At 54.2% G+C, this 13,844-nt stretch carries 14 protein-coding genes and 1 other RNA gene; all 15 read right to left on the bottom strand.

All coding sequences use genetic code 11. From position 1 onward, the window contains the following. Window positions 1-305 precede the first annotated feature (305 nt). The 15 genes from AC6ROY_RS15245 to pyrG all read right to left on the bottom strand — a co-directional run bounded on the left by AC6ROY_RS15245 (window position 306) and on the right by pyrG (window position 13,799). Entirely contained in the window at window positions 306-575 is a 270-nt protein-coding gene (locus AC6ROY_RS15245) for a pro-sigmaK processing inhibitor BofA family protein (RefSeq protein WP_500101430.1), read from the bottom strand. Continuing rightward, window positions 572-850 carry a DUF2508 family protein gene (locus tag AC6ROY_RS15250; RefSeq protein WP_500101431.1) on the bottom strand — a complete coding sequence of 93 codons (279 nt, stop codon included), beginning with the start codon at window positions 848-850 and terminating at the stop codon, window positions 572-574. Before AC6ROY_RS15250 ends, AC6ROY_RS15245 begins: the two co-directional genes overlap by 4 nt. Before the next feature lie 142 nt (window positions 851-992). Then, window positions 993-1,589, bottom strand: coding sequence for a recombination mediator RecR (recR, locus tag AC6ROY_RS15255; protein ID WP_500101432.1), 597 nt, complete (start codon window positions 1,587-1,589; stop codon window positions 993-995). A gap of 123 nt (window positions 1,590-1,712) precedes the next feature. Further along, a complete protein-coding gene (locus AC6ROY_RS15260) occupies window positions 1,713-2,024 on the bottom strand; it encodes a YbaB/EbfC family nucleoid-associated protein (protein WP_500101433.1) in 312 nt (103 codons plus the stop codon). 55 nt (window positions 2,025-2,079) lie between these two features. Further along, a complete protein-coding gene (gene dnaX, locus AC6ROY_RS15265; protein WP_500101434.1) occupies window positions 2,080-3,861 on the bottom strand; it encodes a DNA polymerase III subunit gamma/tau in 1,782 nt (593 codons plus the stop codon). A gap of 85 nt (window positions 3,862-3,946) precedes the next feature. Beyond that, window positions 3,947-5,008, bottom strand: a complete 1,062-nt coding sequence (locus tag AC6ROY_RS15270) for an ATP-binding protein (protein WP_500101435.1) — start codon at window positions 5,006-5,008, stop codon at window positions 3,947-3,949. Window positions 5,009-5,207: 199 nt separating this feature from the next. Beyond that, window positions 5,208-5,471: signal recognition particle sRNA large type (gene ffs / locus AC6ROY_RS15275), an RNA gene on the bottom strand. Window positions 5,472-5,564: 93 nt separating this feature from the next. Further along, window positions 5,565-5,957 (bottom strand): hypothetical protein, encoded by a 393-nt coding sequence (locus tag AC6ROY_RS15280; protein WP_500101436.1) that lies wholly within the window; start codon window positions 5,955-5,957, stop codon window positions 5,565-5,567. A gap of 89 nt (window positions 5,958-6,046) precedes the next feature. Next, window positions 6,047-6,244, bottom strand: coding sequence for a 50S ribosomal protein L31 (rpmE, locus tag AC6ROY_RS15285; RefSeq protein ID WP_341417940.1), 198 nt, complete (start codon window positions 6,242-6,244; stop codon window positions 6,047-6,049). A 154-nt stretch (window positions 6,245-6,398) separates the two neighbouring features. After that, window positions 6,399-7,673 carry a radical SAM family protein gene (locus AC6ROY_RS15290; protein ID WP_500101437.1) on the bottom strand — a complete coding sequence of 425 codons (1,275 nt, stop codon included), beginning with the start codon at window positions 7,671-7,673 and terminating at the stop codon, window positions 6,399-6,401. A 13-nt stretch (window positions 7,674-7,686) separates the two neighbouring features. After that, window positions 7,687-8,991, bottom strand: a complete 1,305-nt coding sequence (gene rho, locus AC6ROY_RS15295; protein WP_500101563.1) for a transcription termination factor Rho — start codon at window positions 8,989-8,991, stop codon at window positions 7,687-7,689. 111 nt (window positions 8,992-9,102) lie between these two features. Next, entirely contained in the window at window positions 9,103-10,356 is a 1,254-nt protein-coding gene (gene murA, locus AC6ROY_RS15300) for a UDP-N-acetylglucosamine 1-carboxyvinyltransferase (RefSeq protein WP_500101438.1), read from the bottom strand. Window positions 10,357-10,561: 205 nt separating this feature from the next. Then, the gene (gene fba / locus AC6ROY_RS15305) at window positions 10,562-11,416 is read right to left on the bottom strand and encodes a class II fructose-1,6-bisphosphate aldolase (protein ID WP_500101439.1); all 855 of its coding nucleotides are present in this window, start codon (window positions 11,414-11,416) and stop codon (window positions 10,562-10,564) included. A gap of 166 nt (window positions 11,417-11,582) precedes the next feature. Continuing rightward, window positions 11,583-11,975, bottom strand: coding sequence for a response regulator (locus AC6ROY_RS15310; protein ID WP_500101440.1), 393 nt, complete (start codon window positions 11,973-11,975; stop codon window positions 11,583-11,585). A gap of 222 nt (window positions 11,976-12,197) precedes the next feature. Beyond that, window positions 12,198-13,799, bottom strand: a complete 1,602-nt coding sequence (gene pyrG / locus AC6ROY_RS15315; protein WP_500101441.1) for a CTP synthase — start codon at window positions 13,797-13,799, stop codon at window positions 12,198-12,200. Between the last annotated feature and the right edge of the window lie 45 nt (window positions 13,800-13,844).

Raw genomic sequence — 13,844 nt, forward strand, 5'->3', positions numbered from 1 at the left:
TTAGGCACGCCGCCAGCGTTCGTCCTGAGCCAGGATCAAACTCTCCATTAAGGTTGTCTTTCCGATCCGCTAGAATCGAAATGACAACAAAGGGTGTTCGACTTGCTCATACGTCATGCTAGCGAGAATTTTCATTCTCTATTTAACACTCACTCGTTGTTCAGTTTTCAAAGGGCAATCCACAACAAGACACAACTTTTGTTAATCTGTTTTCTTGTCGTTTGTTGTCGTTTTGTTTAGCAGCGACCTTTTAAATATAGCACATTCACCTATAATTGTGCAAGTACTTTTTTTTAAAAAATCATTTATCCAATCACCCATAGCTTGATGGCCGCAATTGCAGCCAACCCCGGCATGCCGAGCAGACTTACTGTGCCGATGGTTGCTCCGTTTAACGGGAGCTGAAATTGGGTATAAGGACTGAACAGATTAATAACATACAACATTATGCAAGAAAAAACAACCTGCAGCAGCAACATTCCGAACCAACGGAAGGCGGCGCGGTTGCGCAGCGTCAAAAAAACGAGCAAGCCGGCAGATGCGCAAAGCACTCCCCACAGCAGATATGTCTTCATAGCCTCTCCTCCTGCGCGCGGCTGGCGCTAACCTCAAGCAGAGATATCTGATTGCCTTTGGCCAGCTTCAACAGCATCTCGAAACGTTTCTCAGCGGCCTCCAGCGCGTAAACGGCATAATCGACCTGATCCTTGCCAATCGCCTGCTCAAACCGGTTTTGGGCTACCTCCCATTCCATATGTGCTCTTATAATTTCCTGCACTAGCAGCACCCGTTCTGCAAAAGCCGCCTCCACCTGCTTGTCCATCCGTGTTTTCCACCATCTCCACTTCATACGCTTCAACCCCTCCGCGATCATGTACCCTCTAGTACATCCTATCCGGCGAGACACGCGCTTAGAACTAAAAAAGCCCGGCTCCGGCAGGGTTACATCTCCCTGACCGGAACCGGACAAAACTTACTTGCTCAGCGCAGCTCTACAGCTCACGGCGCCCTTCGAGCGCCTTCGTCAGCGTTACTTCATCCGCGTACTCCAAATCTCCGCCAACCGGGAGACCATGCGCGATCCGGGTCACCTTGAGTCCGAAAGGACGGACGAGGCGCGATAAATACATGGCCGTCGCTTCCCCCTCAATATTCGGGTTGGTCGCAAGAATCAGCTCCTGCACACGCTCGTCGCTGAGCCGCTTCAGCAAATCGGCAATTCGGATTTCATCGGGGCCGATCCCCTCCATCGGTGAAATAGCGCCATGAAGCACATGATAATAACCGTTGAATTCCTTCGTCCGCTCCATCGCAACCAAATCCTTAGGCTCCTGGACGACGCAAATCGTCGCCATATCCCGCGATTTATCCTGACAGATGCGGCAAGGATCGGTATCCGTAATATTACAGCAGATCGAGCAGTAGTGAAGATTACGTTTGACGTTGACCAGCGCTTTGGCAAAATCAATCACATCGTCTTCCTTCATACGCAACACGTGGAAGGCAAGTCTGCCCGCTGTCTTCGGACCTATGCCCGGCAGACGCGAGAACGAATCAATCAAACGGGCTAGCGGTTCGGGATAAAACAAAAGCGTTGCTCCTCACACATTGAAGTTCTGCATCGAAGTTCTTCGAAGCGGCCAATGCTCGGACAGCCGGACAGACACCAGCCGCCCTGAGCAATCGGACACCTGCAACCGGCAGCGTAACCCCTAGAACAAGCCCGGAATATTCATACCGCCGGTCAGCTTCGACATTTCTTTGCCAGCCATTTCTTCGGCTTTGGTCATTGCGTCGTTAATCGCTGTAAGCACGAGATCCTGCAGCATTTCCACATCATCCGGGTCAACCGCTTCCGGCTTGATGGTCACGCTTGTTACTTTTTTCTGGCCGTTCACGATCACGCTGACAACGCCGCCGCCCGCCGTTCCTTCAACGGATTTCGTTGCCAAATCTTCTTGCGCCTTCAACATTTGCTCCTGCATCTTCTTCACTTGCTTCATCATCTGGTTCATGTTATTCATTGAAATCGCTCCCTTATGCTTTATGAAATCATTCATTTTGTATGTCAGGGCCTGCCTAGTCTTCCTTAATCTTCACGAGATCCTCGCCAAATAGCTGGATCGCTTCGTTAATCCACGCTTCCTTGATTTGGCCGTCTCCCGGCGCGTCCTCGGGAACGAGCTGCAGTTCCTCCTTGGGCGCAGCTTCCTGCTGGCTCTCTGCAGCGGCCTGCCAGTCCTTGAGCATCACGGTAATAAGCCGGTACGGGTGACCAAGCACCTCCTGCAGCGCCTGCTCGATCAACTGCTTGTTAGCAGGCTTCTCGCTTGTTTCCCGGTGCATCGCGCTTTTGAAAGCCACCAGCAAGTTCGAATCGGCGCGGGCCACCGGCTCGCCATCTACCAGCCAGGCGTGGACCGTTATTTTCAGTTCCTTGACACGTCCCAGCACCTGGCTCCAGCGTTGCGCCGCTTCGCGAAATTCGGCGCTTTCCCGCCCAGCCAAATACTGCTCGGCTTTCTCCAGCGTCTTCCGCGAGGACGCCGCCGTCTGCGCCGGCGAGCTGCGGGTCGCTGCCGCCGACCCGCCAGCAGAGGAGCCGCCACCAGCTGCGACGCCTTGCTTCGCGAGCGCGGCAAGCTGCCCCTCCAGACGCTCGATGCGCGTCAGCAGTCCCGCAACGACGGCATCCTGCCGTCCGCCTGATGCAGGCGCAGCAGCCGCGTCAGCCGCGGGCGCAGATACAGTCGCCGGTCCGCCCCGGCCGGGCGCCCCACCGCCGCTGCACAGCTTCATGACCGCTACCTCCAGCAGCGTCTGCGGCTGCACGGAGTATTTCATCTCCGTCTGGTAGTAATTTAACGTATCAATCATCGAAATCAGCTGCTCAGGAGCAAAGCGCTCAGCAACGGCGGCAAACCGGCGCACATCAAGAATCCGCTCTGTCAGCGCCTCAGAGTTCGGCACCATACGGACCATCAACAGGTCACGGAAATAAAAGATCAGGTTTTCCATGCACTTGTCAGCGCTTTTGCCCTCCTGCATAAAGGCCTCAATCAACAGCAGCGCAGCGCCGATGTCGCGGTCCTGTATCAGCTGCGCCAGCTGCTCGAACTGGTCGGACGCCATCCCCCCGGTAATGGAAAGCACATGGTCATACGTAATCCGCTCGCCGGAAAAAGCAATGATCTGATCCAGCAGGCTGAGCGCATCCCGCATTCCGCCATCCGATAGCCGCGCAATAAAGGCGACCGCATCCTCGTCAATGACGATGCCTTCCTGCCCGCAGACACGGCGCAGACGGTCGGACTGCTCCTCCAGTCCAACCCTGCGGAAGTCGAAGCGCTGACAGCGGGAAATGATCGTCGCCGGCAGCCGATGCGGCTCCGTCGTCGCCAAAATAAACATCACATGCGCAGGCGGCTCCTCCAGCGTCTTCAGCAGCGCGTTAAACGCCTCCGTCGTGAGCATATGCACCTCGTCAATGATATACACCTTCTGGCGCACTTCCGTCGGCGCATACTTGACCTTGTCGCGGATATCGCGAATTTCCTCGACACCCCGGTTGGAGGCGGCATCAATTTCCACCACATCCATCACCGAGCCGTCGGTAATCCGGCGGCAAGCCTCACATGTATTACACGGCTCTACGCCAGGGCCGGTCTGGCAGTTTACCGCTTTGGCGAGAATTTTGGCCGCACTCGTCTTGCCGGTTCCCCGCGGACCGCTGAATAAATAAGCGTGACTGAACCGCCCTTCGCGCAGCGAGTTTTGCAAGGTCTGGACAATATGCTTCTGGCCGACCATGTCCTGGAACGATTGCGGCCTCCACGTGCGATATAAAGCAATATGTGCCATGTTGCCCTCTCCAATGATCGTTATCCTTTTCATTATACTACACCTGAAAAGCGGTTTGAAGCGAGCATTGATTTCGAACCGCCGTTCAGGGGAATGGGATACTGATCGTGAAGGTCGTGCCATAGCCCTTGGACGCTACGCGTATATGTCCGCCGATATCGTGGATAATACGCTGACACACCGATAATCCCAGCCCGGTCCCCTCGGCTTTGGTTGTGAAGAACGGATCGAAAATTTTGTCGATCACATACAGTGGGATGCCGGGGCCGGTATCGTGAATTTCAATATTTACCCGCCGCTCCTCGCGATCCAGCTTTTCCGTAATACTCAAATATCCCCCTTCGCTCATAGCCTCAATGCCATTTTTGCATATATTCAAAAATACCTGCTTGAGGTATTCACGGTCGGCCACAACCGCCGGCAAGTTAAACATCGCTTCATACTGCACGGTTACTTTATGTAATATCGCTTCGTTGTTAATAATCGGCAGCAGGTCGCGGAGCACCATCGACACGTCAACCTGCTCGTATGTTGTATGCTTCGGCTTGCTGAGCAGCAGAAATTCATTGACCAGCTCGTTGATCCGGTTGATCTCATTGAGCATGACCTCCGTATAGCTGCTTTCGCGCACCATTCCCTGATCCTCGAACGTCTTGCGGAACATTTGCAGAAAGCCCTTAATTGATGTGAGCGGGTTGCGGATTTCGTGCGCCGTTCCGGCCGCGATCTGTCCGATCATCGCCAGCCGGTCGCTGCGCTGCACCTGCTCCTCCAGCGAGCGTAAATTCGTCACATCCTTGAAAATAACACATGCGCCCATCACCTGACCGCGCTCATCCCGCAGTACATTCGAATCCAGCAGCAGCTCGTAGCGCTCCTGGTCCCGCGTCCAGGACAGCGCCTGATTGCGCACGACCCGTCCGTCCAAAATACGCGGATCGACGATCCGGTGATCCTCCGGCAAGTCGGGAAATAACTGATCCATAGGCAAATAAAGCACTTCTTCCCGTTTAAATCCGAGAATTCGGCATGCCGTATCGCTGATATCGACCAAGTTAAGTCCGGCATCCACCAGAATAACCCCCAGGTTGACGTCCTTCAGAAACATGTCAGCGAAACGTTGAAGCAAGCTGAGTTCCCTCCGCATCACCAGCCACCCCCTCTATTTATACAACCGACTGCATGATCTATCTCCCGAGGTTCGGGTAAACTTAACTTATACAATTCTCTTCTTTCCTTTATTTTCCTCCAATTCCACACAAAAAAAACACTAAACGCACACCGTCAGGCGACATTTAGTGTTTCTATTATCTTCAACTCATCATTGAAACGTATAAATTAGGAAACCGTGCACCAACCTCGATAGAACGATCCAAGTGGAATTTTTATCATCAGCTCAAGTAAGGCTCCCCTTCGGCACATGGAACATCACGCTTATGGCTGCTTCCTTCCGGACCTGACCAGATTCACGAGCATCCATTGCGAAGGACCCAACTCTCAACACCAACTTTAAAACCCAACCCTTACATCGCAATACCTCATGAAGGCGTTCAACCCCGCTACAGCGGATTGCGGGTTACAGGGCACCGCTACCTCCCCGTCTAGCACGGCAAGGATAAGTATAGTCGAATCAGAACCAAATAGCAACCTTACACACCGAGGAAAAAGGAACCTGTCCGCCCGGCGGGCCGCCGCAGCTGATTTTAGGGGAGAACTACGCTCACCTGCGTCGTATACCGCGGAGCTTCAACCGCCATCAACCGCTGCGCCTCGGCCGCCAGCTTGGCCAAGTCTGCCTCCGTCGTCCCGGCCGGCGCAATCAGACGAATGCTGGCGGCCGTCCCGTTCAGCCGGATCGCTTCGACCTTCAACTCAGGCAGGTGGCGGTTCAGCGCCTCTCGCATTACTGTGATATCCGCCTCGTACGTACGATACGAGCCGCCAAGCGGATTATTCGGGTTCGTATCGACGATGCCCAGGGCCGAGCCGCCGGAATGCGCCTTGAGCTTGCTTTCCTGCTTGGACTGGCACGCCGTCAGCACGGGTAGCATCACCAGCACAAGTCCGAGCCAGCCGATCAAAAGTCGTGGCAGCATATAAAAAACACCTCCTGCAGTCGCTAAGATTTGTAATCTTAGGATGACCACAGCAGGTGTGTTTATGCCCGGAAGCAAATGGCAGCCAATTAGATGCCGTATTTCTTTTTGAACTTGTCGACGCGACCGCCGGCATCCAAAAACTTTTGCTTGCCTGTAAAGAAAGGATGGCAGGCGGAGCAAATCTCAACGCGGAGATTTTGTTTAAGGGAGCCCGTCTCAAACGTGTTACCGCATGCGCAAGTAACAGTTGTTTGATGATATGTCGGATGAATCGCTGCTTTCATTGACCTTTCACCTCTTTTGCCCTGAAACACCATGTGAATCAGAGTTGTAATCATACAAAGGGCATTATAACATGCGGCCTGCCCATGTCGCAAGTGTTTATTGATCGTCGCCAACCTGCAAAGATAAGGAAGATGCGCAGACAGACACTGAACCTTACCGGGTCAAGTGCCCTGCCCGCTTGTCCGTCAGCTCGCTCGGGATATGCGTGTACGAGCCAAGCACGACGCCCGGCAGCTCCTCGCGAAAAATTTCCAGCATCTGCTTCATCCCATAGCGCTCGCCGCGGGCGGGCGGAATGAGCTGCAGATAGCTTTCCGGATCAATGTTCAGGTTGCGCAGCTGGATCAGCTTCAGGTCCGTCCGACGGACAAATTCAATCATCGCTTCCATCTCTTCCTCCCGGTCGGTCACCCCAGGGAAAATGAGGTAGTTGATGGACGTCACCACGCCCTTATCCGCCGCGTAACGCAGCGATTTCTCGACATGCTTCAGCGTATAGCCGCGCGGCTTGTAGTAGGCATTGTAGTGCTCGTCCAGCGCGCTGATCGTGCTGACACGCATCAGATTTAGTCCCGCATCCACAATTGCCCGGATATGATCGGTCAGCCCGGCATTTGTATTGATGTTGATAAAGCCCATATCGGTCCGGCTGCGCACCTCGCGGATCGCTTCGATAATAATTTTCGCCTGGGTGGACGGCTCGCCCTCGCAGCCCTGGCCAAAGCTGATGATGCTTTGCGGCGTCTGCAAATGCTCCAGCATCACCTGAACGACCTCTTCCACGGTGGGCTTAAAGTTCATCCGGGTTTGCGGCGCCGGGAAGCCGCTATCGTCCGGCTGCTCGGAAATACATCCGAAGCAGCCCGCGTTACAGGAGAAGGAAACAGGAACGGCCCCTTCCCACCGGTTGAGAAACGTATTGGAGGCGGTCAAGCATTCATAACCTAATGCACAGTTGGACAGATGCTGATACAGCCGGTTTTCGGGGTATTGCGCCAGCAGCCCCTGGACCTTGACCTCCAGCTCATCCGGGTCGCAATTGCGCGGATTCCACCGTTCCGGGTCGTCGCACGCTTCCGCCGCTACATAGAAGCCGCCATCCTTCCAGACGACGGCCGAGTAGCCGAACAAGGGCAGCACCTTCGTTTTATCAGCCTTGGCATAACCCGGCAGCAGCAGCCGCGTAAAGCCTTGCGGAAGCAGCGCGCCGACGGCGTTTACTTCGCCGGGCACCACTTCCATCGCTCCTGTAGCCTCATTCAGCCCAATCGGGCGCGTGTCCGGCAAGCTGACCAGCGTAGCTCCCTCGGGAAGCGGAATAAGCTCTTCCTCCAGCAGCTCCGTGACCAGCTCGCCATTGCGGCCCAGCGCTATATAATCCGGATGATCATACACATGACCATCCGGTCCCGCATATACGAGATTCATCGTGATGTCCCTCCTAGGAGACGGAGTGCTTCACGCGCCGGGAGGCGCCTCCGCTGCCACCGGAGTTCGGACCGCTGCCGGTCTCCAGTGTATCCAGAAATTCTTGGTTTGTTTTGGTGTCGGCGAACTTTTTCAGGAAGGATTCGGTGTATTCGTGCGAATCGTTCATATTTTTGCGAATGGCCCACACTTTTTCCAGCTCTTCCTTCGTAAGCAAAATTTCCTCGCGTCTCGTGCCGGATCGACGAATGTCGATCGCCGGGAATACACGGCGCTCCGCCAGCTTGCGGTCCAGATGCAGCTCCAAGTTGCCTGTTCCCTTGAACTCCTCGTAGATGACATCGTCCATCCGCGAGCCTGTTTCAATCAACGCCGTCGCCAAAATCGTCAGGCTGCCGCCTTCCTCAATATTCCGGGCAGCTCCGAAAAACCGCTTGGGACGATGAAACGCCCCCGGGTCGATCCCCCCGGACAACGTCCGGCCTGTCGGCGGCACCACCAGATTGTAGGCACGAGCCAGACGGGTGATGCTGTCAAGCAGGATGACGACATCCTTCTTATGCTCGACCATCCGGGTCGCCCGCTCCAGCACCAGCTCAGCCACCTTGATGTGATTTTCCGGCAGCTCGTCAAAGGTTGAAGCGATGACTTCTCCCTTCACTGACCGCTGCATGTCGGTTACTTCCTCAGGCCGTTCGTCAATCAGCAGGACAAATAACTCCACATCCGGATGATTGGTCGAGATGCTGTTGGCGATTTCCTTCAGGAGAAGCGTTTTACCAGCCTTGGGCGGAGCTACGATCAAGCCGCGCTGTCCGAAGCCGACCGGTGCAAGCAAATCCATCAAGCGGGTAGAAACCTTGTTAGGGGCTGTTTCCAGAACCAGTTTTTTCTGCGGGTAAAGCGGAGTAAGAGCCGGAAAGTGAAGACGCTCTGCGGCCGTCTCCGGATTTTCTCCATTCACGGCATCAACGTGCAGCAGGCCGAAATATCGCTCGTTTTCCTTAGGGGGCCGGCACTTGCCGGATACAAGGTCGCCCGACCGCAGGTCGAACCTGCGAATCTGCGAGGCGGAGATGTAGATGTCCTCCGAGCTCGGCAAGTAGTTGATCGGCCGCAGGAAGCCAAAGCCTTCCGACAGCACGTCCAGCACGCCTTGCATAAACATAAGTCCGCCCTTTTCCGCTTGCGCGCGGAGTATGGCAAAAATCAATTCCTTCTTCTTCATCTGACCGTAATACGGAATCTGATGCGTTTTGGCGAGCTTATATAGCTCCGTAAGCTTCAACGCCTCTAATTGGGCGAGCTGCATATCCATCATCTACCAACCACCAAACTATTAAAATTTCTATTCTCGGAAATTAGTTCTAGCCTTGCCCACAATGAGTCCGATCTATACCCGGCAACCCGGTTTCCCGCCGCTTCGGGCCTAGTCCTGCTGACGCCATACCTCAGCGCCCAGGTTCAGCAGATTGGTGACGAGATGATCGTAGCCCCGGTCGATATATTCTACGCCTGTAATTTCCGTTGTGCCGCTCGCAACCGTCAGTCCGGCAAGGACCAGCGACGCGCCGGCGCGCAGATCGGTCGCCTTGACCTTCGCTGCGGACAGCGGTCCGCCTTCAATAATCGCTGAGCGGCCTTCAACCTTAATTTTTGCGCCCATGCGCACCAGCTCCGGAATGTGCTTGAACCGGTTGGAGTACACATAATCGCTCAAAATGCTTACGCCGCGCGTCTGCGTCAGCAGGCTGCTCATCGGCGATTGCAGATCGGTCGCAAAGCCCGGATATACCAATGCCTTGACGTCCACGCTTTCATAGTCCGGCTGGCCGACAACACGAATCGACTCATCCATTTCATAAATATGAACTCCCATTTCCTGAAGCTTCGCGGTCAGCGCCTCCAGATGCTTTGGAATAACATTATCAACAATCACGTCCCCGCGAGTCGCGGCGGCCGCAATCATGTAAGTGCCTGCCTGAATACGGTCAGGGATAATCGAATGCCGGCAGCCGTGCATCCCGTCTACGCCTTCGATCCGGATCGTTTCGGTGCCTGCGCCCTTGATGCGTGCGCCCATGGCATTTAACAGCGTTGCTACATCTATGATTTCAGGCTCTTTTGCCGCATTTTCAATAATTGTAACGCCTTTGGCCCGTGAAGCCGCCAGCATAATATTAATGGTTGCGCCTACGCTGACCACGTCCAAATAAATTTTGGCGCCGCGCAGCTGCTTCGCGCGAATATGCAGCGCTCCATTTTCATTGGATACTTGAGCGCCCAGCGCTTCAAACCCCTTGATATGCTGATCAATCGGCCGCGGCTCGAAATTACAGCCTCCCGGCAAGCCAATAACGGCTTCGCCGAATCGGCCAAGCAGCGCTCCCATCAAATAATAGGAGGCGCGGAGCTTCTTCACATTGCCGTTAGGCATAGACTTGGATACAAGCGCGCTAGGATCTATGATCATCTGATCGTTGTCCCACTGTACGGTTGCGCCGAGCTCTTCCAGCAGCTCGGTATAAATCGCCACATCACTCAGAACAGGCAGGTTGTCGAGCGTCACGGTTGATTCCGATAATATGGCAGCCGGAATCAGCGCAATCGCGCTATTTTTGGCTCCGCTGATTTGCACAGTTCCCCGCAGCGGGCGCCCGCCGGCGATCATCAATTTCTCCATTCGATGTCGTTCCTCCTACTTCACCACTTGAAAAAAACACAACAAAAGCTTCCAGAATCAAAGCTTCCCATGCAAATGATAACATTCGAACAAAAACAGGATTATGAGGGCGTATAAGCGTGCAGTTCAGTGAGTTGTACCTAAAAACGACGCGTTGAAAAAAAGGGGGAAATGCACCTGGGCGGTGCATCCCCTTCATGAGCTATTAAGCTTGGTTAGAGCTGCCGAACAGCTTGATTTTGGAAGCTACAACTTCAACCATGGCTTTGCGGGCAGGAGTGAGGTATTTGCGAGGATCGTAAACTTTAGCATCTTTATTCAGCACTTCACGGATCGCTTCCGTGCAAGCCACTTGATTTTCGGTGTTCACATTGATTTTGCCTACGCCAGCCGCAATCGCTTGCTTGATCATCTCGTCCGGAACGCCGGAGCCGCCGTGCAATACGACAGGAACCGGAATCGCAGAAGCAACCTTCTCGATGATGTCAAAGTGAATGTTTGGCTCGCCTGCATACATGCCGTGCGCTGTGCCAACCGCGATAGCGAGACAGTCTACGCCTGTTTCCTCGTAGAAACGGATCGCTTCTTCCGGCTTGGCCAGGTTTGCATCGGACTCATCTACGCTGATATCGTCTTCCACGCCGCCAATCGTGCCCAGCTCGCCTTCTACGGAAACGCCCATTGCGTGAGCGGCTTTCACCACTTCTTTCGTCAGACGGATGTTTTCTTCAAAGGAATAGTGAGAGCCGTCAAACATGACAGAGCTGAAGCCTGCGCGAATACATTTCATCGCAACTTCGAAGCTGCTGCCGTGGTCAAGGTGCAAAGCGATCGGCAAGCCGGACTTTTTCGCCGCCGCCTCAGCGATGGCAACCGTATATTCGATCCCCATGTACTTCAATGCGCCTTCGGATACACCGAAGATAAATGGGGAGTTCAGCTCTTGAGCAGCCTCGGTAATGGCTTGCGCGAATTCGAGGTTGTTCATGTTGAATTGGCCAACCGCATACTTGCCTGCTTTGGCTTTCGGTAAAAATTCGTTCATAGAAACTAATGGCATGGTAGTTCTCTCCTCCTTGTGTTTGTGACCGTGCCGAGAGGGCGGAAAATACCGTCCCCCCTGTCATACTGCGCTATTATATCATAGATGCGGACAAACGTTAAACAAGAAATGGTACACCGCCGAAGTTTGGAAATAGGTGGAATGACGAAAAAAGGACCCCTGTTCAGGAGCCCATCGCGTACGAGTTATTTGTCGGGAAGCGAAGCTGGAAATTAACGGCCTGTCTCAGCTCATCAATATCAAACGGTTTGGTGAAGTGCATGATCGCGCCAAGATCCGTCGCTTCCTTGATCATATCCAGCTCCCCGTAAGCTGTCATCATGATCACTTTGATGGAGGCATCAATGCTTTTGATGTGCTTGAGAATGTCGAGTCCGTCCATACCGGGAATTTTCATATCCAGCAGTACGAGATCGGGTGACGAGTTTCTAACAATTTCCAAGGCGAGCTTTCCGTTCGAGGCTTGATACGTTTCATACCCTTCGCTTCCAAACACTTCCATCAACAAAATGCGGATACCGTTCTGGTCATCGACGATGAGGAGCTTTTTCTTCATGGTATACCTCCCATTTCCGTTACCTGGGTTCGTGATTCCGTCCCCGATTTGACGCTACTGATCTGTATTCGATGTACAGCCGGGCGATTCCTGCCGCCGCTGTAAAAAAGTTGAAAACTTTTACAAATCAAGCAGAGTTTTGAGAGAGGGGAGAGCCAGCCTCCTGCTGCCGCAAAAAATACGGGTCCGGCCGATGAAGAGGCCAGACCCGTCATGCTATATTTAGTGCGCTTGCTGGTACGCCGCCTGCACGAAGTGCTTGAACAGCGGCTGCGGACGATTCGGACGGGAGGTAAACTCCGGATGAAACTGCACAGCCAGGAACCATGGGTGCTCAGGACATTCGATGATCTCCACGAGGCGCCCGTCCGGACTTGTTCCGGAGATGATCAGGCCTGCCGCTTCGATGGCATCGCGGTACTGGTTGTTGAACTCGTACCGGTGACGGTGACGCTCGTACACCAGCTCATCGTCGTAGCAGCGCATCGCCAGCGACTCTTCCTTCAGCTTGCACGGATACAAGCCCAGACGCATCGTACCGCCCAGATTTTCGATATCCTTCTGCTCAGGCAGCAGGTCGATCACCGGATATGGCGTCGCCGGATTCAGCTCCGAGCTGTTCGCCCCTTCCAGCTTCAGCACGGAGCGGGCATATTCGACCACTGCGACCTGCATCCCGAGGCAAATGCCGAAAAACGGCACGTTATTTTCGCGCGCATAACGGATCGCCGACACTTTGCCTTCGATTCCCCGGTCTCCGAAGCCGCCCGGCACGAGCACGCCATGCACGCCGGCCAGCAGCTCGCCCACGTTATGATCGAATACTTCCTCCGCATTGATCCAGCGGATTTTCACTTCCGTATCGCAGGCGATGCCTGCATGTCCGAGCGACTCGACGATGCTGAGATAAGCGTCGTGCAGCGCAACGTATTTGCCGACAATGGCGATTTCCGTCGTCGTCTTGAGCGACTTGACCCGGTTGACCATCTGCTGCCACTCGGTCATATCCGGCGCATTGGTCGCCAGCTTCAGGTGGTTGACCACGATGTCGTCGAGCCCTTGCTCGCGCAGCATCAGCGGCACTTCGTACAAGGTTTCGGCGTCGATACATTCGATAACCGCGCCCGGATCGACATCACAGAATTGCGCCAGCTTGCGCTTCATGTCTTCGGCGAGCGCATGCTCTGTCCGGCAGACGATCACATGCGGCTGAATCCCGATGCTGCGCAGCTCCTTCACGCTATGCTGAGTCGGCTTCGTTTTCACTTCGCCCGCCGCTTTCAGATACGGAATCAGCGTGACATGGATATACATGACGTTATCGCGGCCGATATCGCTTTTGATCTGACGGATCGCCTCAAGAAACGGCAAGCTTTCGATATCGCCCACCGTGCCGCCGATTTCCGTAATGACCACATCCGATTGCGCCTCGCGGCCCGCGCGGAATACACGTTCCTTGATCTCGTTCGTAATGTGCGGGATAACCTGCACAGTACCGCCCAGGTATTCGCCGCGGCGTTCCTTCGCAATAACGGACGAGTAGATTTTGCCTGTCGTCACGTTGCTATTCTTGGACAAATTGATATCAATAAACCGCTCATAGTGACCAAGGTCCAGATCGGTCTCGGCGCCGTCATCGGTGACAAATACTTCGCCATGCTGGTAAGGACTCATCGTTCCCGGGTCTACGTTGATATACGGATCGAACTTCTGGATCGTTACCTTAAGTCCGCGGTTTTTCAGCAGTCTGCCCAGTGAAGCGGCTGTAATTCCTTTACCCAGCGAGGAAACAACGCCCCCGGTGACGAAAATATACTTTGTCATTATGTACTACCTCCCCAGTTTATCATGCCGCACGTCGTTGGTTGT

It is taken from the genome of Paenibacillus sp. sg306046, from assembly GCF_059821225.1.